The organism is Rhodococcus sp. DMU1 (assembly GCF_012272955.1).
In the GTDB taxonomy this organism is placed as follows: Bacteria; Actinomycetota; Actinomycetes; order Mycobacteriales; family Mycobacteriaceae; genus Rhodococcus; species Rhodococcus aetherivorans.
Map to the genome: position 1 here is coordinate 5,412,078 of NZ_CP050952.1, position 25,375 is coordinate 5,437,452.

Here is a 25,375-nt window from a genome sequence, read left to right on the forward strand (position 1 = left end):
ACCGACCGCCGTCGAGCACGGCAACGTGCCCTCGACAGCCCGGATCCCGTACAGCGGGAAGCAATTACATCCCGAGAAACATCAAAGGCGCCGAAGCCTGCCCGGTGGAACGGGCCGGCAGGCGCGACAAGGAGAAGACTGTGGCAAAAGCCGTCCGCTTCTACGAAACCGGTGGCCCCGAGGTCATGCGGTGGGAAGCCGTCGAGGTCGGAGACCCCGGCCCGGGCGAGGTCCGGATCCGGCACGAGGCCGTGGGTCTCAACTTCGCCGACACGTACTTCCGCACCGGCCTGTACCCCGCCCCCCTGCCGGCCGGCATGGGCGTCGAAGCCGCCGGCGTGGTCGAGGCCGTCGGACCGGACGTGGCGCACGTGCGGGAAGGCGATCGGGTGACCTACACCGGCAGCCCGCTCGGCGCCTACAGCACCGAGCGCGTGATGCCCGCCGAACACCTGATCCCACTGCCCGATGCCATCGGGTTCGACACCGCCGCGGCGATGACCATGCGCGGCTTGACCACCGCCTACCTGCTGCGCCGCATCCACCCGCTGAAGGCCGGGGACACCGTGCTGCTGCACGCCGCGGCGGGAGGCGTGGGCCTGATCTTCACCCAGTGGGCGAAGTTGTTGGGAATCAACGTGATCGGGACGGTCTCGAGCGAGGAGAAGGCCGAGACAGCGCGCGCCCACGGGTGCGATCACGTCGTGATCTACACGCAGGAGGACGTCGCGCAGCGAGTGCGGGAACTGACGGACGGCGCCGGCGTTCCCGTGGTGTACGACAGCATCGGCAAGACGACGTACTCGACCTCCCTCGATTCGCTGGCGCGCCGCGGTCTGCTGGTCTGCTTCGGTACCGCCTCCGGGCCCATCCCCCCGATCGACGCAATGCAGCTCGCGGTCAAGGGATCGTTGTTCGTGACCCGTCCGGCGCTCGCGGACTACATCGCCGACCCGGCCGAGCGCGCCGAACTCGCCGGAGAGCTGTTCTCCCACGTCGCCACCGGGAAGATCGCGATCGAGATCAACCAGCGGTATGCACTCGAAGACGCGGTCCGCGCCCACCACGATCTCGAAGCCGGTCGCAGCATCGGCTCGTCGGTCTTCACCCTCTGACCCCGGCCGGGCGGGATGTTGCTCCGGACGCCACCGCCATCCCACCACCCACGAAGGATCTGTCATGACTACCACCACCCGGCCGTCGGAGACGACCACGGCCACCACGCGGGAGTTCCGCGTCGAACCGCTCACCTGCACCATCGGCGCCGAGCTGTTCGACGTCGACCTCGGGGAGGTTTCGCGTGACCATGCGCTGTTCGAGCAGCTGCACGCGCTCCTGCTCGAACACAAGGTGCTCTTCTTCCGCGACCAGGACATCACTCGCGCCGAGCATGTGGCGCTGGCCGAACGGTTCGGTCCGCTCGAGGATCACCCGATGGTCGGCAGCGACCCCGACAACCCTGGCCTGGTGCGGATCTACAAGGACGTCGACAGCCCGCCCGAGCACTACGAGAACGCCTACCACTGCGACGCCACATGGCGGCAGAACCCGCCCATGGGGTGCGTGCTGCGGTGCGTGGAGACGCCGCCGGTCGGTGGCGATACCGTCTGGGTGAACATGGCCGAGGCGTACCGGCGGCTGCCCGCGCCGGTGAAGGAACAGGTCGCCGGACTGCGGGCCCGGCACAGCATCGAGGCGAGCTTCGGTGCCGCCCTGCCGATGGAACAGCGCCATCAGCTGCATGCGCGGTACCCGGACGCGGAGCACCCGGTGGTGCGCACCCACCCCGAGACCGGCGAGAAGATCCTGTTCGTCAACGCCTTTGCCACGCACCTGGTCAACTACCACACCCCCGGCAATGTCCGGTTCGGGATCGACTACGCCCCCGGCGCCGGCAATCTGCTGCAGTACCTGATCAGCCAGGCCGCGATCCCCGAGTACCAGGTGCGCTGGCGGTGGACGAAGAACAGCATCGCCATCTGGGACAACCGTTCCACCCAACACTATGCGGTGCAGGACTATTGGCCCGCCGTACGCAAGATGGAGCGCGCCGGGATCATCGGCGACCGCCCCTTCTGACTTCCTCTTCCTTCCTCATCGACTCTGAAACGGAGACCACAGATGCACTTCCTCGACGATTCCCTGTTCCCCGAGAACCAGGAGAAACTGGTCATCACCGCCGCGCCGTACGGCCCGGAATGGGAACTCGACGACTTCCGCGAGGACCTGCCGTTGACCATGGACGAGCACGTCCAGCAGGCGGTGGACTGCTACGACGCCGGCGCGACCGTCCTGCACATCCACGTGCGTGAACTCGACGGCAAGGGCTCCAAGCGGCTGTCGAAGTTCAACGAGCTGCTCGGCCGGTTGCGTGAGGCCGTGCCCGACATGATCCTGCAGGTCGGTGGGTCGATCTCGTTCGCCCCCGAGGGGGAGGGCGCCGACGCCAAGTGGCTCTCGGACGACGCCCGCCACATGCTGGCCGAGCTCGATCCAGCCCCGGATCAGGTCACCATCGCCATCAACACCAGCCAGATGAACATCGTGGAGTTGATGACCCCCGACGACATCCGCGGTACCTCCTTCGAGCGTCCCGAGGTGTGGGAGGCGTACCGTGAGATGGTCGTCCCGGCCGGCCCGGAATGGGTCGAAGAGCACCTGAAGCGCTTGCAGGCCAAGGGTATCCAGCCGCACTTCCAGCTCTCGAGTATCCCGCAGCTCGAAACCGTCGAACGGCTGATCCGCCGCGGCGTCTACACCGGCCCGCTGATGGTGACCTGGGTCGGTATCGGCGGTGGGTTCGACGGCCCCAACCCCTACAACATGATGGAGTTCATCCGCCGCACCCCCGACGGCGCGGTGCTGACCCTCGAGACCCTGATGCGGTCGGTACTGCCGATCAACACCATGGCAATCGCGATGGGCCTGCACTGCCGGGTCGGCAACGAGGACACCCTGTGGACGCCGACCAAGGAGAAGATGACCTCGGTCCAGCAGATCGAACAGCTCGTGCGCATCGCCGGTGAACTCGGCCGGCAGGTGGCCACCGGCAAGGAGGCCCGCGAGATCTACAAGCTCGACGAGCGCTACGCCGACGCCGACGAGACCCTCGCCAAGGTCGGCTTCGCACCCAACCGCAAGCCCGGCCAGCGCGGCTTCACCCAGCACGCCTGAGCCAGGCACACCGGACACCTCCCCGGAGGGGCACGCACACAGCACCGTGCGTGCCCCGGCCGTGGGTGCCACCTCTCCCGTGGCGGTGCCACGGGAGAGGCCCACGACGTCTCGTTCTGTCCTCCTCGCGGTCGTTCCTCCGCATTCACCGCCACCCTCGCCCACAGGAGTTCCCATGGGACTGCCCACCTCCCCCGTGGAGAATCCGACCGGCACACCGGCCGCCGGTCCCCGCCCCCACACGCGCTCACGGACGTACCCGTGGATCGTCTTCGCCCTGACCTTCGGGCTGCTGCTCTCGGACTACATGTCCCGACAGGTCCTCAGCGCCGTCTTCCCGTTCCTGAAAAGCGAATGGGCCCTGTCTGATTCACAGCTCGCCTCCCTCACCAGCATCGTCGCCCTCATGGTCGGCCTGCTCACCCTGCCGTTGTCGCTGCTCGCGGACCGGTGGGGCCGGGTCAAGAGCCTCGTGCTCATGGCCGTGTTGTGGAGCGCGGCCACCCTGCTCTGTGCGGTCGCCTCCAACTTCGAGCAGATGCTCGGTGCCAGATTCCTCGTCGGCGTCGGCGAAGCCGCCTACGGCAGCGTGGGCATCGCGGTGGTGCTGAGTGTATTCGCCCCGCGGGTGCACGCCTCACTCAGCGGCGCCTTCATGGCCGGCGGATCGTTCGGGTCGGTGATCGGCGTCGCCCTCGGCGGAGTGATCGCCGTGCACCTGAGCTGGCGATGGTCGTTCGCGGCCATGGCGGTCTTCGGCCTGATCCTGGTTGCGCTGTTCCGGACGCTCGTCACCGAACGCAGGCTCGCCGAGAACGCCGCCGACGAACACCCGAGGCAGACCGCAACCCCACCCGACGGCTTTCGCGCCCCGGTGTCGAGCCTGTTCACCAATCCGGCAGTGCTGTTCGCCTACATCGGTGGCGGACTGCAGATATTCACCGCCGCAGTGCTGCTGTCGTGGACTCCGAGCTACTTCAACCGGTACTACGGCCTCGCCCCGGACAAGGCCGGAGCCGCCGCCTCGATCGTCGTACTTCTCGTCGGCAGTGGCATGGTCGTCTGCGGCATCATCACCGACCGCCTCGGCCGCCACGACATCACCCGCAAGTGGACCGCTGCCGTCGTCTTCTGCATCATCGCGCTGGTGTGCCTGCTTACCGCCTTCCGGCTCGAGGCCGGCCCCGCCCAGCTTGTGCTCATCGGAATCGGTGCCTTCTTCTCCGCCGGCTCCTCGGGTCCAACCGCAGCGATGGTCGCGAACCTGACCCACACGTCGGTGCGCGCGTCCGCGATGGGCACGCTCACCGTCGCCAACAACCTGCTCGGTCTCGCCCTCGGCCCGTTCGTCGTCGGCATCCTCGCCGATCGGCTCGGCTTGCGAGAGGCGCTGCAGCTGTCGCCCCTGGTCTACCTCGCCGCCATCGCCGCGCTGCTGGCCGGCAAGCGCCTCCATCCTGCGGGACTGCGCAAACTCCTCGCACTCAGCACTCCCGTCGCCCGCTGAGGCAGACACTCCTGCTTCCCCGTCACTTCGAACAAGCTCCTGGAGCCGATCTTGAACAGCCCCGCCTCTCCGACCGTGGTGATAGTGCCGGGTCTGCGAGACCACGTCGCGGACCACTGGCAGACCCTGCTCGCCGAACGCCTCGACGACGCGCGCACCGTGCCCCCGCTCGAGCACGACAAGCTCGACCGTGCCGCCCGCGTCGCCGCTCTCGACACCGTCCTGAACGACATCTCCGGCCCGGTCGTGCTCGTCGCCCACAGCGCCGGAGTCATGACCACAGTCCACTGGGCCCAGAACCCCACCCGGCCGATCCAGGGCGCCCTCCTGGCGACCCCGGCGGACCTGGAGTTGCCGCTGCCCGCCGGCTACCCCTCCGGCGAAGACCTCGACCGTGGCGGCTGGAACCCCATCCCTCGCCGGAGGCTGCCGTTCCCGAGTGTCGTCGCAGCAAGCCGCAACGATCCACTCGCCTGCTACCGCCGTGTGACCGGCATGGCCGAGCTGTGGGGCAGCCGGCTGGTCGACCTCGGCAACGTCGGGCACCTGAATCCCGCCGCCGGCTACGGATATTGGCCGCGCGCCGAGGAGCTGCTGCAGGAACTGATCGAGCACACCGCAGCATCCGCCGCAGCGCGGTGCTGATTCCGGGGCGGGCCACGACTCGAGGCCGCCGGCCCGCCCCTCACGCCAGCCACACGCCCCCTGCATCGCGCGTCCTGCGCCAGTACGGAGAAAGAAATTGAGCAAGATCTACACAACTGCGGCCGAGGCCGTCGCCGACATCCCGTCCGGTGCCTCGCTCGCGGTCGGAGGTTTCGGCCTGTCAGGCATCCCGGACGAGCTGATCGCGGCGCTCGCGGAGGGGAAGGGCACCGATTTCGAGGTGTTCTCCAACAACTGCGGCGTCGACGGGCACGGGCTGGGAATCCTGCTCGGCGACAAGCGGATCCGCCGCGTCACCGCCTCCTATGTGGGGGAGAACAAGGAGTTCGCCCGTCAGTACCTCTCCGGTGAACTCGAGGTGAAGCTGACCCCGCAGGGCACCCTGGCGGAGAAGATGCGTGCCGGCGGCGCCGGCATCCCGGCGTTCTTCACTCCCGCCGGGGTCGGCACCCCCGTCTCGCAGGGCGGGCTGCCGTGGCGCTACCACGCGGACGGATCCGTCGCACTCGCGTCGCCGCCGAAGGAGATCCGCGAGTTCCGCGGCAGGCGGTACGTGCTCGAGGAATCGATCACCGCGGACTTCGCCCTGGTACATGCGCTGCGCGGCGACACCGAGGGCAACCTGGTGTTCAACAAGGCCGCGATGAACTTCAACCCGCTGGCCGCGATGGCCGGGAAGATCTGCATCGCCCAGGTCGAACAGCTCGTCGAACCCGGCGAGATCGACCCGGACCAGGTGCACCTTCCGGGAATCTTCGTCGACCGCATCGTGCACACCGGAATGCAGGACAAGCAGATCGAGAAGCGCACCGTGCGCGCCGCCAAGGAGGCCCGAGCATGACCGCAGTGATCGACACCCTCGGCTGGTCACGTACCGAGATGGCGGCCCGCGCCGCGCAGGAACTCACGCCGGGGCAGTACGTCAATCTCGGCATCGGGCTGCCGACGCTGATTCCGAACTTCCTACCCGAGGGCGTGCGGGTCACGCTGCATTCGGAGAACGGGATCCTGGGGACGGGCCCCTACCCGACCGAGGACGCCGTCGATCCGGACCTGATCAACGCCGGCAAGGAAACGGTCACCGTCCACCCCGGTGCGGCGTTCTTCGACTCGGCCATCTCGTTCGGGATGATCCGCGGCGGGCACATCGACACCGCGGTGCTCGGTGGGATGCAGGTCTCCGCCACCGGGGATCTGGCGAACTGGATGGTGCCGGGCAAGATGGTCAAGGGCATGGGCGGGGCGATGGACCTCGTCCACGGCGCCCGCACGGTCATCGTGCTGATGGAGCACACCGACAAGACCGGCGCATCGAAGATTGTCGAGCGGTGCACCCTGCCGCTCACCGGGGAGGCCGTGGTGCAGCGGATCATCACCGACCTCGCCGTCCTCGACGTCACCGACACCGGACTGGTGCTGGTCGAGTGCGCACCCGGCGTCACCGCCGAGCAGGTCCGCGCCGCCACCGACGCACCCCTGAGCTGACCCCACCGTCTCCCTCGTCACAACGACAGGACACACTCTCGTGCTCAATCTCTCCGTACTACTGGAAGACTCCGTCCGTCGCTACCCCGATCGCGTCGCACTGGTCTTCGGCACGGAACGCCTCACCTACGCCCACCTCGACGCCCTGGCCAACCAGGTGGCGAACCTGCTCGCCGCCCGGGGCATCGGCCCCGGCGACAAGGTCGCGCTCTCGTGCCCGAACATCCCGCAGTTCCCCGCCGTCTACTACGGGATCCTCAAGGCCGGCGCGATCGTCGTGCCGTTGAACATCCTGCTCAAGCCGCGCGAGATCACCTACCATCTCGACGATTCCGGTGCCGCCCTCTACTTCTGCTTCGAGGGCACCGACGACCTGCCCATGGGCGAATACGGCCGTGCCGGATTCGACAACGCCGCCGGATGCCGCGAGATGATTCTCCTCACCGCGGACCCGGACACGTCGTCGCCGATCCCCGGCGTCGACACCCTCGCCCGGGCCGTCGAGGCCCGTCCGGACACATTCGACACCGTCGTTCGCGAGCCCGGCGATACCGCGGTGATCCTCTACACCAGCGGCACCACCGGCCGGCCGAAGGGCGCGGAACTGACGCACGCGAACATGCTGCTCAATGCCCTGACCGCCAACCGGTTGTTCGACAGCACCTCGCTGCGCCCGGACACCTACCTGCTCACCCTGCCACTGTTCCATTCCTTCGGCCAGACCGTGACGATGAATGCCGGCCTGTCGGTCGGCGCCACCCTCGTGCTCCTGCCGCGGTTCGACGCGAAGGCGGCGCTCGAGCTCATGGTCGGCGAGGACATCACCGTCTTCGCCGGGGTGCCGACCATGTACTGGGCTCTGCTCGGCGCGGTCGACGACACCGTCGACGTCGACCGCATCTCCCGCTCCCTGCGGCGCGCGATCTCCGGTGGCGCCGCGCTGCCCGTGGAGATCCACGCCCAGTTCGAACGCCGCTTCGGCGTGCGGATTCTCGAGGGCTACGGTCTGTCCGAAACCTCGCCGCTGGCGGTCTTCAGCGACCCCGAACGCGACCCCCGCCCCGGCTCGATCGGTGTTCCGGTCTGGGGCATCGAGGCCAAGCTCGTCGACGAGCACTGGAACCCCGTTCTCGGCGACGACCAGGTCGGGGAGCTCGCACTCCGCGGCCACAACGTGATGAAGGGCTACCTCGGCCGGCCCGACGCCACCGCCGAGGTGATGCGCGACGGCTGGTTCCGCACAGGCGATCTCGCACGGCGCGACGAGGACGGCTTCTACTACATCGTCGACCGGGCCAAGGATCTCATCGTCCGCGGCGGATTCAACGTCTACCCCCGAGAGATCGAGGAAGTACTGATGACGCACGCCGCGGTCTCGCTCGCAGCCGTCGTGGGCGTCCCGGACGAACGGCACGGCGAAGAAGTCAAGGCATTCGTCATCCTCGAACCGGGTGCACGGATCACCGAGACGGAGCTGATCGACTGGTGCAAGGACCAGATGGCCGGCTACAAGTACCCCCGGTCCGTCGAATTCACCACGGCCCTGCCCATGACCGCCACCGGAAAGATCCTCAAGCGCGAGCTGGTCTCGGCCGTCGTCGACCAGGTTCGCGGCCGATGACCGCCCACACGCCCGGTGCGGCTCCTTCCATCGTCGACCGCATGAAGGCGGAGGGCACCTGGAACCCGCTGTGGGACGGGATCGAGGAACTCGATCCCGAATGGACCGAGCATTACCTGACGGCGACGATGCAGCCGTACCAGAGCGGCGTGCTCTCACCGCAGGTCGTCCAGTTGCTGTGCATCGCCGTCGATGCCTCCTGCACCCACATGTACGCTCCCGGGCTGCGGCGACACATACGAGCCGCACTCGATCTGGGCGTCACCGCCCGCGAGATCGTCGAAGTCCTGAAGCTCGCGACCACCATCGGCATCCACTCGCTGAACATCGGCGTGCCACTCCTCCTCGAGGAACTGTCCTCCCAGGGTCGGGTGCCCGAATCGGACCGTGCCGGGCACGCCTGACACAACGCCGCTCCCGCGCTCCCCCGGGCAGAACGCCCCACATCTCGAGGAACAATCATGACGCTTCGACTTCAGCACAAGCCGGCAGGTCTCGAGGTGGTCTTCGAGATCAACTGGGAGATCGAAGGTGGGACACGACCGGTGTGTATCGCCGAGATGGTTGTGCTCTACACGTGACCGCCGGAAACGTGCTCGATCACCACACCCGGTTCGAGGAGCGGATCGTCCGCGTCGGCTGCCACCGGATCCGGGTCAGCGTGCGCCACGGGAGCGGAGTTCCTGTGGTGTTGTGCAACGGTCTCGGCGCCGGATTGGAAATCCTCGGTCCGATCGTGGAGTCCTGGAACGCGGGGGCGACGATCGTGCGCTTCGACGTACCCGGCGCCGGTGGGTCGCCGTCGTCGCTGGTGCCGTACGGCTTCCCGTATCTGGCATGGGTCGTGGGCCGGGTCCTCGACGCCCTCGGTCTCCGGGTCGTCGACGTCGTCGGATACTCGTGGGGCGGCGCGCTGGCTCAGCAGTTCGCCCTGCAGAATCCGCGCCGCTGCCGGCGTCTCGTGCTCGTCGCCACCAGCACCGGGGCAGTGTCCGTCCCGGGCAGTCCGCGCACCTTGGCGAAGATGCTCACCCGCCGGCGATTCGACGACGCCGCCTGGGCCGCGGCGAACGTCGCGGAACTGTACGGCGGTACCGCCCGCCCGAACGCCGGCGCGGTCGCCGGCCTGCTCGGCAGGCAGCCCCGCACGACGTCGCGAACCGGATATCTGCAGCAACTGCTCGCCGGGGCCCTGTGGACGAGCCTGCCGATGCTGCCGCTGATCCGGCAACCGGTCCTCGTGGTCGCCGGCACCGACGACCCGATCGTTCCCGCCGTCAATGCCCGCATCATGCACCGGCTGCTTCCCCATGCCACCCTGCATATGCACTCCGGGGGGCACATCGACGTGCTCACCGGAGCCGGCGAGGTCGTGCCGGTCATCGATGCGTTTCTCGCGACCGGATGACGGCTTCTGCGCCGCGACGGTCCGACGAGGAGGCACGTGCCGCACTTCGCTCGTCGGACCGATCCGCGGTACGTCACGAGGTTTCCGGGCCGTCGCCCTCGGGCCGGTCGTCGCCGTGGCGCCGACGCCGTTGCTCGAAGGCGCTCACCGCAGCTTCGATCGTCGGATAGAACCGCGACGTATCGAATCGGTCACCCACGCCGAAGCGCACGAGCCGATCCTTGACGGGGCCTTTCATCTCTGCGAAGACGAGCCTGACGTGCTGGCTCTCCAGATACCGGTCGAGGTCGACCACTTCGTCGACGGCTGTGGTGTCCAATCCGATGATCGGCTCGGCGGCGACGACGACCCATTCGACGGGAGACGCCGAGTCGTTCACCAATGAACGGACGTAGCTGTCGAATATCTCCCCGTTGGCGAAGAACAACGGAGCATCGAATCGAACGAGGACCAGACCCGGGATGCGCCGGCCCTCGGGGTGCCGGGTGATGTCGTGGAACCCGTCCCGGTCCGGAAGGGCGACCAGCTCCGTCCGATAGGGCTGCCATACCCGCACAACCACTGCCACGAAGGACAATCCGATCGCCACCAGGATGCCCTGCAAGACCCCCACCAAGGCGACGCCGACGAACGCTGCAGCGGCCAGACCCGCTTCGACGCGGCTCATCCGCCACATCCGCACCACACCGGGCACGTCGACCAGCGCCCACGCCGCGACGATCACCACCGCCCCCAGCGTGGCCTGGGGGAGATACGCCGTCACTCCGGGTGCGAGCAGAACGAACAACAGCACCGCTGTGGCTCCGACGACTCCGGCCAGCTGGGTGCGGGCTCCGCTCTCCTCTGCCACCGGGGTACGGGAACCGCTGGCCGAGATCGGGAACCCACCGAACACCCCGCTGGCCACGTTCGCGACTCCGATCGCCTTCATCTCCGTACTGCCGTCGACGTTCTCGCCCCGCCGGGCTGCGAAGGTGCGCGACAGCACGCCGGAGTCGGCGAAGGCGATCAACGCGATACCCGCCGCCGGCCCCACGAGCGCGGCCACCTCATCCCAGCTCACCCCGCCGAACGACGGGAGGGGCATACCGCGTGGCAGGGCGCCGACCATGTCGATGTCGTCGGTGAGGTCGATCGCGAAGGCGACGACCATGGCTCCCCCGACCGCGACCAGAACACCCGGAACCTTGGAATGCAGCACCTTGAGCCCGATGATCACCGCCAGCGACACACCGCCCACGAGCGCCGTCGTCGGGTCGACGTCCCCGTCCAGCACCGCCCCGACGATCCCGGCGAGCTCGTCGAGAAGGCCCGAGGCGTCGACCGAGAAGCCCAGCAGCTTCGGCAGCTGCCCGACGATCACGATGAGCGCGATCGCGTTGAGATAGCCCAGGCGCAACGGCTTGGACAACAACTCGGTGACGAACCCGAGCCGCAGCAACCCTCCGAGGATCATGATCACGCCGACCAGCACCGCCAGGACGCCCGCCAGGACCAGTGCGCTTTCCGGGTCCGCGGCCACGGTCAGCGGCAACACCGCCGCAGCGATCAGCGGCGCCAGCGACGAGTCCGGTCCCAGAACGAGAATCTTGGACGGTCCCACGACGGCGTACGCGAGCAACGGCACGATGGTCGCGTACAGGCCCGCGTACGCGGGCAGCCCGGCGGCTTCGGCGTAGCCCATGCCGGCAGGAATGAGCAGTGCGGTCAGAACGAGCCCGGCCGTCACATCCGAGCGCAACCATTCGCGGCGGTAACGGCGTACCGTCACGACACCGGGCAGCCCAGCCAGGGCTCGGCTGAAGGACATTCAGAGAGTATGGCACCGCAGGCCCAGTCGGAAACGCCGATTGTGGGCAACACACGCACCGGTTGCTGCGTCGGCCCGGAACACCCGCGCCCATCGGTGTTCTCTCGCGCGTGTTCTTGCCCGTGCGGACCGCACTTTCGGGCGCGACGCGAGCAACCCACCTACGATCGATTCGAGCCGGGACGCCCGAGGGGGAGCCATGTCCGAGATCGAGAGGCCCGAGCTGCGGGCCGCCGTCGACGAGACCCTCAACCGCCGGCCCGCCGTCGGCCTGGCGGTCGGCGTGGTCCGCGACGGAACGCTGGAGTTCTTCCACGGGCACGGCGTCGCGGACATCCCGTCGAACAGACCCGTCACCGAGGACACGATCTTCCGGATCGCATCGATCACCAAGACGTTCACGGCGATCGCGGTCATGCAGCTGTGGGAACGGGGACTCGTCGACCTCGATGCGCCCGCCGCCGACTATCTGCGCGCCTTCCGGCTGGTCCCCGCGCGGTCCGGCTGGCGGCCCGCGACGGTGCGCCACCTGCTGACCCACACCGCGGGACTCGGCGAGGTGGCGCCGGCGTCCGGCGCGCTCCGACCGAATTTCGGGGAGAACATCGAGCCCGGACGGCCACGATCCCTGGCCGAGCACTACCGAGGAAGACTGCGCATCGACGCGGAGCCCGGCACCAGGTTCCGGTACGGGAACCACTCGCACGCGACGCTCGGCCAGATGGTCGAGGACATGACCGGGCAGCCGCTGCACCGCTACCTGCGCGAGCACGTCTTCGAACCCCTCGGCATGACGAGCACCAGCCTCGTCCGGGCCGACCTGGACGCCGCACGGATCGCGACCGGCTACACCCTGCGCTCGAGCGGCCCGAGGGCGGTCCCCGAGCGGGAACCGGTGACGGCGGGAGCCGGCGCGGCGTACTCGACACCCACGGACATGGCCCGCTACGTCGCGGCGCTGCTGGGCGGCGGCGCCAATGAGCACGGATCGGTGCTCGAACCCGCGACGCTCGCCACCATGTTCGCGCCCCAGTACCAGGCCGATCCGCGGCTGCCCGGCGTCGGTCTGACCTTCTTCCGCGGCGACGTGGGCGGCCACCACGTGGCCGAGCACCAGGGCATCCTGCCCGGCTTCAACTCGCAGATCACCGTCGCCCCGGGCGACGGCGTCGGGATCCTCGCCTTCACCAACGGAGCGCACCGGGCCGTGATGTGGCTGCCGGTGGAAACCGGGACGCTGCTCGGGTCCGTGCTCGGCGTTCCGGGCGAGAAGATCCGCACCGACGTTCCGCAGCGCCCCGAGGTCTGGTCCGAGATCTGCGGGTGGTACCACCTGCCCGGCCGGGTCACCGACGTCCGGGTCAGGACCATGATCGGTGCCGGCGTCGAGGTCTTCGTCCGTCGCGGCGAACTCCTGCTCCGGTTCCTGACCCCGCTGCCTCCGCTCTACCGGGGCCTGCCGCTGCACCCCGACGACCCGGCCGATCCGTACGCGTTCCGGTTCGACCTCGGCGACGGGCTGGGCTCCAGCCGGGTCGTGTTCGGGCGCGAGCCCGGAACGGACGACATGGCCGTGCACTTCGAGCTGATGCCGCTGTCCGCCCGGAAGCGGCCGCCGGCGACGAACCCGAGGTTGTGGACCGAGGGAGCGGGCGCCGTCGCCGCCGCGACGCTGCTCGTCCGCCGGGTTGCCCGGGGGCGGGGCCACTCCCCCGCACCCTGACCGGCACGGCGTCCGCCCGCACCGACCGGAGTGCCCGGCGGCGGGCAGGGGGGACGAACCGAAGCCCTGGGGTGGGTTACCGTCCGGAAGCCCCGGCGGGATGGTGGTAATGCCCCAGCCCCTTCCTCAGGAGTACACATGACCGTCCGACTTCGGGTGCGCGACATCGATGCTGTCCAACACCTCCGAGTGCCCTACATGATCGATGCCGGCACGAATGGTCTGCTGATGATCCATTCCGGATGGCTCATGTTCGATCTGTCGGCCGAGGACAGCGGCCAGCATGTCGACATCCTCTCGTTCGTCCCCTACGCCGACGACACCATCCAGACGTTCGCCCGCCAGGATGTGGCCGTGCCGATGGTGAGCGCCTCGATGACGAGCCTGCACGTTCGAGATACGGGCGCGATCCTCGCGGTCGACTCCGCCGTCGTCGGCCTGGAACAACGCCAGTTCACGGGCATCCAGGGCAGCCCGTTCGTACTGGTGATGCGCGCGAAAGCCTATGTGCGCGAAGGTGGTGTGGGACGGATGGCCTACCAGGTGACATGGCAGCTGCAACGCGACCGAACCGGGCGTGCCACCGGTCTCGGGCAGCCCATCGATCCGGGGAACACACGACCCTGACGGGTCGACGCGGTGATCCGACGGCCTCGCCCCGAGCGGCCACTTCGCCACTGCGGTATTGGCAGGGACGTGGGGGTTCGTGCCCGCATCTGCCTCACGCGAGACGCGTGCACACTCACGCGGCCATCGTCGGCGCGATCGCCTCCATCTGTTCGAGCACCAGCTTGATCGCGCCTGCCTGCCGGTCCGGCGGGTACTTGTACCGCGTGAGCAACCGCTTGATCTGCGAGCGCAACTTGGCCTTGACGTCCGCCCGCACGCGCCAGTCGGTCCTGACGTCGCGACGCATGACAGCGACGAGTTCCCGGGCGATCTGGGCGAGCACGTCGTCGCCCTGCTCGGTGACGGCGGATTCGTTCTGGGCCACGGCGTCGTAGAAGGCGAGTTCGTGCCAGTCCAGCGGCGGATCGAAGCGGCGGCCGCGGTCGCCCTCGGCCTGCACCTCCTGCGCGACCTCGACCAGCGCGGCGATCACCTCCGCGGAGGTGAGCTGCGAGTTGGTGTACTTGTTCATCAGTTCCTGCAGACGTTGTGAGAACGCTCGCTGACGTACCAGATTGTGCCGTGCAACCTTTCGCGCTTCCTCGTTGATGAGCTTGCGGAGCGCCTCGATCGCGAGGTTCGGGTTCTTCGCATGTTCGGCCCGTGCCAGGAATTCCGCATTGAGTTCGGTGAGCGACGGTCGCGGAATGCCGGCGGCGTCGTAGATGTCGAGTACCTCGCCGGATTCGACCGAGGCGGCCATGAGCTGACGCAAGGCACGCCGCACGTCCTCCGGAACAGCGAGCCCCCGCGCCTGCCGATCCTCGGCGTCGAACTTCGCCATGTAGACGCGGACTTCCTCGAAGAACTTCGCGTCGGCGGCCAGCCCTCCCAGATCGGGATGAGTGCCGCAGATCGCCCAGGCGCGGGACAGTTGGGAGGAGAATTTCCGGAAGCGGGCCGCCAGGGTCTCGTCCCCTTCCGGCACCCGGTTCTCCGGAAGCTTCGGGTCGCGCAGGTAGTTCACGGTGGCGAGCACGGCTTCGATATAGCCACGCGGTCCGGTGGCGGACCGGAGGCGCGACCGCCAGTCGAAACCGTGCAGCATGTTCACGAGCACCGTGAGCAGATTCTTGACGGCGTCGACGGACTCCTCGATCGGCCGGCCCAGCGGTTTGGTCTCCTGATCCGTCGCCGTGTACTCGGCCAGCGCCTCGGCGAGGTTGTCGGCGACGGGCGCGTAGGCCACGAGCAGCCCGTCGCGTTTGCCGCGGAAGGTGCGGTTGACCCGGGCGAGGGCCTGCATGAGCAGCGCACCCTTCAACGGCCGGTCGAGATAGAGAGTGTGCAGCGGCGGCGCATCGAAGCCGGTGAGGAGCATGTCCTTGACGATGACGATTTCGAGCTCGTCGTCGATGTCCTTGAGCCGCTTCTTGATCGCGGCGTTCGCCGAGTCGCGGCGCACATGCCTGTCGATCGGCGGCTGATCGGCCGCGGTTCCCGAGTAGACGACTTTGATTCGCCCGCTGGAGATCTCGCCCGAGTGCCAATCCGGGCGCAGTGCGACGATCTCGTCGTAGAGATTGGCGCAGATCTCGCGGGTCGCGCACACGATCAAGGCCTTGCCGGGCGCGGTGGGGTTGTCGTCGGACCCGACGAATTTGGCCATCTGCTCGCGGCGACTCTCCCAGTGTTCGACGAGGTCGGCGGCGAGCTTGTGCAGCCGGGCCGGCGCGCCGTAGACGGCGTTGACGACCGCGACGGACTTCTCGATGCGGTCGCGGTCGGTGTCGTCGAGTCCGACGGTGAGTTCGTCGGCGGACGCGTCGATCTGCTCCTCGGTCACGTCGCCGGCGAACGCGACCTTGACCAGCCGGCTTTCGAAGTGGACCGGGACGGTGGCGCCGTCCTCGACCGCACGGGTGAGGTCGTAGACGTCGATGTAGTCGCCGAACACCGCCCGGGTGTCCCGGTCCTCGAACGAGACGGGCGTGCCGGTGAAGGCGATGAGGGTCGCGTGCGGCAGCGCGTCGCGCAGGTGACGCGCGTAGCCGTCGAGGTTGTCGTAGTGGCTGCGGTGCGCCTCGTCGACGATGACGATGATGTTGCGCCGGGCCGAGAGGAGGGGGTGGCTGTGGCCGGATTCGCGTTCGTCACGGCTGCGCCCGAATTTCTGCAGGGTCGTGAAGTAGATCCCGCCGGTTGTCCGGCCGGACAGTTCAAGAAGGGCATGACGATGTCGGACGACAAGACGCCCGCACCCGCCGGCTGGTACCCCGATCCGAACGGGGGACAACGTTACTGGGACGGCACCCGGTGGCTGGACTTCCCTGGTTCCGGCGCCGTCGACGGCAAGAAGCGCCGAATCCGGAAGAAGCCGCTCCTGATCGTGCTGGCAGTCCTGCTGCTCGCCGTGGGGGGTGGGGCGCTCACCTGGAAGCTCAATCACGACGCCCAGGTTGCGGCACAGGTCGCGGCGGCAGAGGAAGCTGCACAGCGCGAAGCGGAACGCCTGGCCGCCGAGAAGGCGGCGCAGCAGCAGCGCGACAACGCCGAGCGCGCCTCCCGCGCGCGATCCGTCTCTGAGATCGAGTCGAGTGTGGAGCAGATGGCGAGCAAGCACATCGACAACGGAATGTTCGACGGGCCGGTGATCGAGGTGACCTGCTCACCCGTCAACGGCGGGTCCACCGACAACCTCACCGAGACGACGACGGTGTTCGAGTGCTTCGTCGCGACCGAGGACAACGGCGACGGCACGATGAGCGGGTACAAGTACCACGCGACGATGAACTGGACGACGGGCAGTTTCACCTACGGGTTCGGGGCGCCGTAGCGACGACGACAGCCGCACGCTTCGGCGTCCTGTCGCGCCTCAGGGCGTTACGCCCGTCCCTCCACACCTGCTCCGGACATCGACAACGAAAGCGACGGTTGTCGATGTCCGGCGTTGTCCAGCCTGCGAGGTGAGCGGAGGAGAACCGAGCTCAGTGCCCCAGCCCCAGCGTGGCGCTCAGTTCGGGGATCCGGGTCGCCAAGGCGGAGTAGACGAGACGGTCGTTCACCTTGTCGTAGTGGTGCGCGATCAGGTTTCGCATCCGTCCGATCGCCACCCAGTCGACGCCGGGGAACTCGGACTTGAACGTCTCCGGCAGCTTCTCGACGACCGTGGCCACCTGGATCAGGATGTGCCGACCGTTGTTCCGCAGCACGCGCCCGTAGGGACTGTCCTCCAGGTAGGCATCCAGACCGAGTCCCACCGTGTAGGCGGCATCCGCCGCGAAGTCGGCAAGGTCCTGTAAACGACGGCGAACACGCTCGTCCGCATTCTCCTCCGACGTCACAGCTTCTCCGATGTCACAGCGCCACGGCTTCCTCCCGGGCCCGGTCCCCCACGCGCCCCCCGGCTCGCCCGTCGACGATCTCGACCCGCACGGTGAGCAGGTCTTCCAATGCTTGCTGCAACCCGAGGAGGTCGACGATGTCGTGGCGATCGCTGAAATCCACGATGAGGTCGATATCCGAGGCGAAGTCGTCGTCGCCGCGCGCCACAGATCCGAACACCCTCGGGTTCGGCAGTCCCGCCTCGGCGAAGAGTTCGCGCACTTCTTCACGTCGGGCTGCCAGAGCCTCGGAGGGGCGAACGGGCAGGGCTGCCGTCAGCGCCGAACGGGCCGGCTCGGACGGCTGCCGTCGTCCGGTCTCGATTGCGGCGATCAGAGGCTGCTTGATGCCGGAGCGCTCGGCGAGCTCCCGTTGCGAGAGACCCAGAATCCCCCGCCGGATGCGAACGAAGTCACCGAAGCCGACGGCCACGACATCACGATAACAGATTTTGTTATCGCTTGAAGCGATGTGGGCCGGACGCGGCCCATGCCCCGCGGGGAGTCACGGGTTCGCTCGGATGTGCAGTTCTCGTGACGACACGCCGGGCAACGTCCACGAGAACTGCGCGCTCGGCACAGTGCCGCTCAACCGAAGTTCACCTGACGACGAGCGTTCGCCAGGCACGTGACGGCGCCCGTCCCGAACGGACCGAACCGGTCGAACAGCACCGACGTGCCCACCGCGACGCCGGCGGCGCTGAGGTGGTGATCGGCTTCGACGCCGACCTCGGTGCCGACGGGCAGCCGCGAGAGGGTCAGCGTGAGGTCGCCGTTGATGAAGCCGATGCCCTCGTCGCTCCAGTTGGCCATGAAACTGGTGCCCTCGCCGACGACCGCGGTCCGCACGAACGGCGACATCTCCTCCCCCACGATCACCGGAATCTGCCGGGACCACATGCGTTTCCGGCTCGCGTTCTGATGCTCGGACCGCACCTGCGACCAGCCCTCGGGGTGCGCGTCGCTGCCGAACCAGGTGGGTGCGAATCCCGCCTCCGGTCCGTCGAGTGCTTCGGCGGGCGGCGTCGGGTGCTCGTCACGGGTCCAGACGGTGCCCGGCGGCTGCTCGGATGGGCGCAGGTAGACGACGGTCCCGCGGGCGGTGACGTCGTCGCCCTGGATCAGGTGGGCGTCGGCGACGCGGATGCGGTTGCCGTCTCGCACGCGGGTCGTCTCGAACCGGACGGGCGCGTTCTGCACCGGCCTGAACAGGTCGACGGTGAGCCGGGCGGGGACGAACCCGTCGGGACCGTGGTCCTTGTCGAGTTCCCGGGCGAGCAGGCCGGTCACGCACGGTCCGGCCAGCATCGTCGACGACCAGGGGCTGACGGCGTACTTCGTGGGAAGGTACGTGCCGTCCGATTCGGTGAAGTATCCGCGCATGGAGTCAGGCATGCTCGGATTCTCGCAGCACTCGTTTCCTCAGCGAACGTCCCGGTCAGGTTCCGATGTCCTCGCTCGTCCCGCGATGCCGTAGCCACACCATCGCCGCACCGCAGGCCAGGATGGCGGCGGTCGACGCGCCCACCGACGTCCACGTCCACGCACCCGGACTCCACCCGGCTGCGTCGTCTGTGAGCGGAGTGTAGGCCGTCCACCCGAACTGGGCGACCAGCGGCAGCGCCAGCACCGACGGCAGAGCCAGCGAGGTGGCGGTCACGGGCGCCGTCGACGGCAGTGACGCGACGATCGTGTACGCGGCGGCGAACGGCACCACGAGGATGGTCGCCACAAAATTCGCGTTGTCCCAAGGGGGACGATCGAAGATCCCGGCAGCCGCGGCGAGCGCGAGCAGGCCGACGCCCACCACGGGCATCGGCCGGCGGCGACCCAGCCACGCGCCGACGGCCACGAGGGCAGGCGCGATCAGCAGCGCCGGCCACACCGCCGGCGACCACGAGACGGTGCCGCCCGCGGCGACGACCACGGCCGTCGCCGCCAGGAGCACCGCCCCTGTCCGTCTCCGCAGCCACAGCGCCGCGGCGATGAGCACCGGCACCGCCACCAGACCCCACAGCCACCGACCCTCCCCGAGGTCGTGCAGGGAGAACAGCGCGTGGTGGAACGACCAGTACAGCCCCACCCCGAGGATCGGCACACCGATGCCGACGGCCACCTCCCGCCCACGCACCCGGGGTGCGGCGACCGGCGCCTCGTCGTTTCCGGCGGTCAGCGCCACCACCCCCGCCGCGACGGCGGTGACGATCGCCAGCGACAGCCACACGGCATTGACCGGCTGAACGCTCGCTGCGAGATAGGACGCGTACCGCTGAGGCGCCGAGTCCAGTTCCCGGAACTGCGCGAGCGGCTCGGCCGTCAGCAGCCCGGCGACCACCGCTCCGGGCAGGGCGGCATGCAGCTTCCCGGCCCCCAGCACGACGAGCGCGCCGAGCAGCAGGCCCGCGCCGATCGTCGCGACGTACACGTCGAACCGCCATCCTCCCGGCAGCGCGACGACGGCCATCGCCATCGCCCCGACCAGGGCGGCCGCAAGCACGCGCCGACGAACAGTTGCCGCCGCGGCCAGCGCCGCGAGCCCCCCGGCTGCGGCGGCGGCGACGTCGGAGGTGAACACCGGGCCGGGCAGCAACCCGTCGGCCAAGGGATAGGTGTCGACGCTCGGGGCAGCCAGCACCAGCCCCGCGGTGAAGCCGCCGACGACGAATAGGACATATCGGAAAATTGACGCCACGCCCTACCATTGCCGGGCGACTCACCCTGGGAGTGCTCGACGCGCCGGACTCTCTTCGGATTTCACCACGCGCGCCGAGGGATCCGAACGCGCGTTCGAGTTGACGGCACGCGTCGGTCGTGCCACCATCCCTGCATTGGCCTGAAAACAGGTCGACCCCGGCAGGTGTTGCAGCACCGCGCCGGGGTCTGGGCACACGACAGAAGGAAGCTGTCATGCACCGTAAGGTGGAGTCTATCCACACGCCCGACAGGGGCGTGTATCCGCAACCGCGCGCACGTTCCGTCGCGCCGATCCCACACCGCCGCGCCCGGTCGACGTCCTGACGCACGAGCCCCTCGGCTTCGAGGGGCTCGTCGTGCATCGCTGTTCCCGGTGTGCGCAACGGTAACCGAGACACACCGGTCCACGTCGCTACTCTCCCGTGGTCCGACGTCAGCGCACGGACGCTGCGAGCGCGACTTCGTCGTGCTCGAAACCGACTGGGCACCAGTACCTTTGTCCCCGTAGCTGGTGGCGGGGCACCTGATCGCGCGGGTCGACACGTTCGTTCGGGTCCAGCACAGCCGCACGTCGCCCGCGACGTGGGGCCGAAAGTGCTGGCCGAGAAGGTCTATCGGGGTATGGCGACCGGGCAGCGTTGGGGAAGGGGCCGAAAGACTCAGGGACCCTTAGGGTCTCCGCTCGGTCGAGGACAGTCGCCCGCAGGGCGTCCGTCTCCCGAAGCATCCTGCGCCGCGGCACGTTCACCTACGCCACAACCGAGGCGCGCGATCTATCCGGCGGAAATGTCGGCACCCAGGAAGTCTTCGAGTGCCCGCACGACCTCGGCCGTCTGCTCGTCGTGCGGGTTGTGCCCGGCCCGGTCGATGATCCGAAGGCGCGCACCGGGAATGCCGGCGGCCAGCTCCCGCTGACACTCCGGCGGGAACACGAAGTCCTCGCGCCCGGCCACGACGAGCGTGGGCGCGGTGATCCCACCGAGACGATCGGTGACCGTCCAGTCCTTCAGCAGATGCCGGCCGGCGAAGATGAGCGGCGCCGGCCGCAGCCTCGAACGCCACGCTCCGCTGCTCAGCTCGCGAGCCAGTATGTCGAGGCCGGAACGGTAGAAGTATGCGTCCCCGATCTGCGCGAAGATCGGGAAGTACTCGCGGGGAGTGAACTCGCCGGTGAACCACCGCCGCGCCAGCTCCGCCTTCTCCCGGCTGTAGCCGCGTTCGAGGAGCACCTTCGGAACGTTCTGGCGCTCCCAGTGACTGTCGGCGCCGGTGTCGAGCAGCACGAGATGCGAGACCCGCTCGGGGTAGCGCAGAGCGTACTCGAGCGCGACCTGCCCGCCGAACGAATGCCCGAGCACCGCCCACCGCTCGAAACCGAGACTCTCGCGCAGGGCGTCGGCATCCGCGGTGAGGTTCTCCCACGTCATCGTTTCGACGGGTGCACCGATCGAGCGCCCGTTGCAGCGGTGGTCGTAGAACACCAACGTGAACCGGTCCGCGCACTGCCGGAAGGCTTGCATCGTCCACATGTCCGCCGACGGTCCGCCGTGCATGACCACCAACGGAGGTCCCTGCCCGACCACGTCGACGTAGAGGGAGGTGTCCCGGATCGGGACCCGGCCGGGCCGGACGCGGTGCAGGCTGCCGCGCCATTTCACCACCGCCGACGAAGGACCACGCGAGTCGCGTCCTCGCGCCTCTCCTGTTGCCGTGTTCGAATCTGTTGCCCGCGAGTTATTTTCGATTCTTCTTTTGAGGACCACCAGCATGCGCGCCTGCATGATCCACACGACCGGGGGGAAGATTCCGGAGTAGACGAGGCGCGTAATCCATCGCGGTCGGCCCGCCTGATATCCGCTGATGACGAGGCGGGTGCGCCCGCGGGGCAGCTCCTTCAGCTGGAAGCCCCACAGTCCTTCCAGATAGCCGGACGGTCGCGGCTGCCCGGGGTCGAGGGTGCGGCCCCGCAGATCGATCAGCCCGTACAGCCCGAGGAAACGGTTCGGCTCGATCCGCGCGACCTTGTACGCGTCCATGGGTCCCGCGCCGGGCGCCCAGTACTTCAGCTGGTCGCCGGGCCGGATGTCCTGCCATTCCGGATGCACTTCCCGGGCGCTCGGGCGACCGGCATTGTCCAGGTGATCCCAGGAGTACCACCCACCGCGGTCCCAGCCCATCTGCACCAGCCACGGCCAGACCTGCTCGGGCGGCGCGTCGATGGTGACGGCCATCGCTCCCGACCTCTCGCCGTCGGGCACTAGGTCGGCGCCGGGGAACGGCCCGCTGATCTCCTCGTCGGTGGCGCCCCACCGCATGAGCCGGGGGCGCACGAGGCTCCCGTAGACCACGGCCGTCGCCGCGCCCGCCACCGCAATCTTCGGTGCGACTGCCATACGTCCAGCGTGCGCCGGGTTCCGGTGCTTCACAAGAGGCCGGCGACCCTCACATCTACCGCGACACGGTCAGTCATCACCATCGAGCAGCTCGTGCGGCTGCCTCGCCTGAATTCCGCCATTCCATCGCATCGAGCGGGCGCCGGGCGTGCGCTGGTGAGCGCATCAGGGTGATGCGGCGTCCCGTCGCCGAACCACACGCGATCGGATCGCGGCCTCTCCCGGCGTAGTGTCAATTTCCCTCGGGAATCAGCCTTCTCAGCGCCTCGCGAGTCGGCTCGTCGGTGGAATAGATGACGGTGCCGATCATGCCCCGCGTCAGGAGAACCTTGTACACGTTTCGCACCAGACGATCGAATCGGATATCGCTGATCTTCTTCGCATTTCTGAAGTCGGGATCCTTGTTGGCCGTACGGACCGAAACGAATCCTCCGTCCCGCCACACCAGGTCCGGTCCGAGGATGACGCCGTTCCAGTCGTACTCGAAACCCTGCGCGGTGTAGACACAGCCGACCTGCCCGAAACCCCCGTCCTCGGTGGCCCACAGTGCGGCCGGCGGCGCGTCGCCGGTGCGGCGTTCGCTCTTGCTGTTCCACGGCCGTGCCCACGCGCCGATCTGCACATCCGGGACGAGACGGCCGTCCTTGTCGGGGTTGCTCCACGGCCAGCAGTACCCCGCGGTCATGCGTGCCGAGTATCCGCGGTCGCGCTGCTGCTCGAGCAGGAACTCGAGCTCCTCCGGAGAATCGGCCACGCGCACCGCGAACTGCGGATCCCCCGACCACCGCACCGGGCCACCCTCGACGAGACCGAGCAGACGCTTGACCCACAGCACATACTCCTCGCTGCCTCCGCAGCGGAACTGCTCCCCGAGGTGCACGTGATGGGTTTCGAGTCCGAGCGTCGCGGCGTAGCGCTCGATCTGTTCGAGCGAGCCGAGTTCACCCGGCCGCACCACCTGGTGCTCGTCGAGCAGGAACACCGGGACGCGCGCCGCCGAGATGAGTTCGTCGATCTGCGGTCGATCGGTGCGCAGCTCGGCGCGGGTGTACCGATCGACGGAGGTCTCACGGATTCGGTGCGCCTCGTCGAGGATCAGCACGTCGAGGCCGTTGCGTTCGGCCGACATGAACTGGTTGAAGTACTTGAACATCTTCTGCACCCGCGGGGCGCGCGCCCCGGCGACCTTGCGCAGGGTCTGGGTGAACGAACGCGACCCGGTGGCATGCAGGACGGTGCGGCCACGGCGGGCAAGCTCGCCGAGCAGGGACAGCGCGATCACGCTCTTGCCACTGCCGGGTCCCCCGGTGACGATGACGACGCGCTTGCGGTCCGCGGCGCGGGACACCTCGACCTCGTGCAGCACCAGGTCCACGGCCAACTGCTGATTGCCGAGCAGATGGAACTGCGGCCGGTCGCGCACCTCGGCGGCGGCGACCTTCAGCAGCTGCTGGGACGGTGCGACCGCGGACTTCAAGAGTGTGTCGCCTGCGGTGTGCCCGGACACCGGGGCGAGCCGGGTGCGGAGAAAGTCGATCATGCCGCCGCGGTCGGCGGCGGTGAACAACCGGCCGGTGATCCCGCTCGGATAGGCGCGCAGCTCCGCCACCGCGGTCGGATCGGTGGCGTTGTGCAGATACGCGAGTCCCGCGAGGGCATCGGGCTGATCCGCGACAGCGCGCGCGAAATCGCTCAGGTAGTCGCAGTACCCCTTGACCTGCGCGACGGGATGCAGCCTCGGCCCGCCCGGCATTCCCGCCACCTCGACGAGTTCGGGATTGTCCTCGAAGCGCCGCGCGGCCGACCACTGCTTCAGCTCCACCACGACATACGACACGGCCCCGGTGGCCGGATGAGTGCCGGCGAGCACCACGTCGGCACGCTGCGAGGTGAGCGGCAGATGGTACTCGAGAAGCATCTCGACATCGCCGAGACCGGCATCGACGAGATCCTGCGCAAGCACCGGCAGGCTTCGGCTCCACGACTTCTGTTCGGCCTGGCTGGGACGATGACCGGTGCGAAACAGCATCTGCTCCAACAACTGCTCCGCCAGCGAATCGGGCCGATCCAACTCGGCGATCCGGCGGGCAGATGTACGAAGCAGCGTCACGGTCAGGTCCCCTGGGCAGCACGAATTCAGTCGTGCGGGTGGGGACATGTCCGGGACCGCTCATCGCAGCGGAAGTCCGTCGGGCCGCAGTGGAGAGGCTAGCGGAGGGCTGCTCCCCGATGACACCGGCAGGGTCACCCGTCCGGCAGGATGAGCGCATGATGTCGCTTCTCGCCGCGCCCCTCGGAGCCGCCCGCATCGCCCTGGACCGGACCGTGGAGGTCGCCGAGTTCGCGGTGTCAGTTCCCGGGCGGATCACGAGCCTGTTCGAGGCCACCGAGGCGCTCGTCGCCCGCGTCGACGACGTGGTCACCGACGCCCGCGCGATCGTCGCGCGCATCGATGAGGTCGTCACCGACGCCCGCGCCGCCGTCGGCCGGGTCGACGAGGTCATCGACAGCAGCTCGACGGTGGTCGGCGACGCCGCGGCCGTGGCCCACCGGGCGCAGGATGTGGTGTCGTCCGCCGGCCGCACGTCCGACGCGGCCGGCGAACTGCTCGACACCTACGCGCCGATGGCGACGCGGGCCGCGCCGCTCGCGGGCCAGTTCATCGAGGAACTCAGCGCCGAGGAGGTCCACGCGGCCGTCGTCCTGCTCGATCAGCTGCCGGAGCTCGCGGACCGGATGACGGCCCTGATGCCGATCCTGGGCACGCTCGAGAGCGTCGCCCCGGAGATCCACGAGCTGCTGGGCGTCGCGAAGGACGTGCGGCAGGCGATCGTCGGCGTCCCGGGCTTCAACTTTCTGCGCCGTCGCGGCGAGGACAAGGAGAACGGCGACGACGACTGAC

General features: G+C 68.6%; 21 protein-coding genes and 2 pseudogenes. 15 read left to right on the forward strand and 8 right to left on the reverse strand.

What is annotated here, in order from left to right:
• Window positions 1-140: 140 nt before the first annotated feature.
• The 11 genes and pseudogenes from HFP48_RS24645 (at window position 141) to HFP48_RS24695 (ending at window position 9,861) form a co-directional block, all read left to right on the forward strand.
• Window positions 141-1,115, forward strand: coding sequence for a quinone oxidoreductase (locus HFP48_RS24645; protein WP_168580212.1), 975 nt, complete (start codon window positions 141-143; stop codon window positions 1,113-1,115).
• 64 nt (window positions 1,116-1,179) lie between these two features.
• Entirely contained in the window at window positions 1,180-2,079 is a 900-nt protein-coding gene (locus HFP48_RS24650; RefSeq protein WP_050036010.1) for a TauD/TfdA family dioxygenase, read from the forward strand.
• 42 nt (window positions 2,080-2,121) lie between these two features.
• Window positions 2,122-3,174: a 3-keto-5-aminohexanoate cleavage protein gene (locus HFP48_RS24655; RefSeq protein WP_006939913.1), complete on the forward strand. Its 1,053-nt coding sequence runs from the start codon at window positions 2,122-2,124 to the stop codon at window positions 3,172-3,174.
• A gap of 175 nt (window positions 3,175-3,349) precedes the next feature.
• Window positions 3,350-4,681, forward strand: coding sequence for an MFS transporter (locus HFP48_RS24660; RefSeq protein ID WP_006939914.1), 1,332 nt, complete (start codon window positions 3,350-3,352; stop codon window positions 4,679-4,681).
• Window positions 4,682-4,732: 51 nt separating this feature from the next.
• Window positions 4,733-5,326, forward strand: a complete 594-nt coding sequence (locus HFP48_RS24665) for an alpha/beta hydrolase (RefSeq protein ID WP_168580213.1) — start codon at window positions 4,733-4,735, stop codon at window positions 5,324-5,326.
• Between the two features lie 97 nt (window positions 5,327-5,423).
• Window positions 5,424-6,188: a CoA transferase subunit A gene (locus HFP48_RS24670; RefSeq protein ID WP_168580214.1), complete on the forward strand. Its 765-nt coding sequence runs from the start codon at window positions 5,424-5,426 to the stop codon at window positions 6,186-6,188.
• Entirely contained in the window at window positions 6,185-6,832 is a 648-nt protein-coding gene (locus tag HFP48_RS24675) for a CoA transferase subunit B (RefSeq protein ID WP_072636434.1), read from the forward strand. The genes HFP48_RS24670 and HFP48_RS24675 overlap by 4 nt, the downstream gene beginning before the upstream one ends.
• A gap of 40 nt (window positions 6,833-6,872) precedes the next feature.
• Window positions 6,873-8,453, forward strand: coding sequence for a long-chain fatty acid--CoA ligase (locus HFP48_RS24680; protein ID WP_168580215.1), 1,581 nt, complete (start codon window positions 6,873-6,875; stop codon window positions 8,451-8,453).
• A complete protein-coding gene (locus HFP48_RS24685; protein WP_006939919.1) occupies window positions 8,450-8,857 on the forward strand; it encodes a carboxymuconolactone decarboxylase family protein in 408 nt (135 codons plus the stop codon). Before HFP48_RS24680 ends, HFP48_RS24685 begins: the two co-directional genes overlap by 4 nt.
• Window positions 8,858-8,935: 78 nt before the next feature.
• A pseudogene (locus HFP48_RS24690) lies at window positions 8,936-9,034 on the forward strand (dehydratase); the annotation flags it as partial.
• Entirely contained in the window at window positions 9,031-9,861 is an 831-nt protein-coding gene (locus HFP48_RS24695) for an alpha/beta fold hydrolase (protein ID WP_168580216.1), read from the forward strand. The pseudogene HFP48_RS24690 and the gene HFP48_RS24695, both read left to right, overlap by 4 nt.
• A gap of 73 nt (window positions 9,862-9,934) precedes the next feature.
• Here the strand turns inward: HFP48_RS24695 and HFP48_RS24700 are convergent, their stop codons facing one another.
• Window positions 9,935-11,671, reverse strand: a complete 1,737-nt coding sequence (locus HFP48_RS24700) for a SulP family inorganic anion transporter (RefSeq protein ID WP_006939922.1) — start codon at window positions 11,669-11,671, stop codon at window positions 9,935-9,937.
• A 199-nt stretch (window positions 11,672-11,870) separates the two neighbouring features.
• Here HFP48_RS24700 and HFP48_RS24705 point away from each other — a divergent pair, with 199 nt between their 5' ends.
• On the forward strand, window positions 11,871-13,394 hold the full coding sequence (locus tag HFP48_RS24705; RefSeq protein WP_168580217.1) for a serine hydrolase domain-containing protein: 1,524 nt from the start codon (window positions 11,871-11,873) through the stop codon (window positions 13,392-13,394).
• 138 nt (window positions 13,395-13,532) lie between these two features.
• Window positions 13,533-14,021: a hypothetical protein gene (locus tag HFP48_RS24710; protein ID WP_006939926.1), complete on the forward strand. Its 489-nt coding sequence runs from the start codon at window positions 13,533-13,535 to the stop codon at window positions 14,019-14,021.
• 115 nt (window positions 14,022-14,136) lie between these two features.
• Here the strand turns inward: HFP48_RS24710 and HFP48_RS24715 are convergent.
• A pseudogene (locus tag HFP48_RS24715) lies at window positions 14,137-16,224 on the reverse strand (type I restriction enzyme endonuclease domain-containing protein); the annotation flags it as partial.
• 15 nt (window positions 16,225-16,239) lie between these two features.
• On the opposite strand from HFP48_RS24715, the gene HFP48_RS24720 reads away from it, so the two are divergent.
• The gene (locus HFP48_RS24720; protein ID WP_168580218.1) at window positions 16,240-16,839 is read left to right on the forward strand and encodes a DUF2510 domain-containing protein; all 600 of its coding nucleotides are present in this window, start codon (window positions 16,240-16,242) and stop codon (window positions 16,837-16,839) included.
• A gap of 151 nt (window positions 16,840-16,990) precedes the next feature.
• Here HFP48_RS24720 and HFP48_RS24725 read toward each other — a convergent pair whose 3' ends face one another.
• The 6 genes from HFP48_RS24725 to HFP48_RS24750 all read right to left on the reverse strand — a co-directional run bounded on the left by HFP48_RS24725 (window position 16,991) and on the right by HFP48_RS24750 (window position 24,583).
• The gene (locus tag HFP48_RS24725; protein WP_050036019.1) at window positions 16,991-17,347 is read right to left on the reverse strand and encodes a HepT-like ribonuclease domain-containing protein; all 357 of its coding nucleotides are present in this window, start codon (window positions 17,345-17,347) and stop codon (window positions 16,991-16,993) included.
• A gap of 13 nt (window positions 17,348-17,360) precedes the next feature.
• Window positions 17,361-17,819, reverse strand: a complete 459-nt coding sequence (locus HFP48_RS24730; protein WP_006939934.1) for an XRE family transcriptional regulator — start codon at window positions 17,817-17,819, stop codon at window positions 17,361-17,363.
• 155 nt (window positions 17,820-17,974) lie between these two features.
• Window positions 17,975-18,781 carry an acyl-CoA thioesterase domain-containing protein gene (locus HFP48_RS24735; protein WP_168580219.1) on the reverse strand — a complete coding sequence of 269 codons (807 nt, stop codon included), beginning with the start codon at window positions 18,779-18,781 and terminating at the stop codon, window positions 17,975-17,977.
• Between the two features lie 43 nt (window positions 18,782-18,824).
• Window positions 18,825-20,078, reverse strand: coding sequence for a hypothetical protein (locus HFP48_RS24740; RefSeq protein ID WP_168580220.1), 1,254 nt, complete (start codon window positions 20,076-20,078; stop codon window positions 18,825-18,827).
• Between the two features lie 775 nt (window positions 20,079-20,853).
• Entirely contained in the window at window positions 20,854-22,473 is a 1,620-nt protein-coding gene (locus HFP48_RS24745) for an alpha/beta fold hydrolase (RefSeq protein WP_168580221.1), read from the reverse strand.
• A gap of 232 nt (window positions 22,474-22,705) precedes the next feature.
• A complete protein-coding gene (locus HFP48_RS24750) occupies window positions 22,706-24,583 on the reverse strand; it encodes a DUF2075 domain-containing protein (protein ID WP_168580222.1) in 1,878 nt (625 codons plus the stop codon).
• Window positions 24,584-24,741: 158 nt separating this feature from the next.
• Between HFP48_RS24750 and HFP48_RS24755 the strand changes: the two genes are divergently transcribed.
• Window positions 24,742-25,374 (forward strand): ribulose 1,5-bisphosphate carboxylase large subunit, encoded by a 633-nt coding sequence (locus tag HFP48_RS24755; protein WP_168580223.1) that lies wholly within the window; start codon window positions 24,742-24,744, stop codon window positions 25,372-25,374.
• Window position 25,375: the final 1 nt, after the last annotated feature.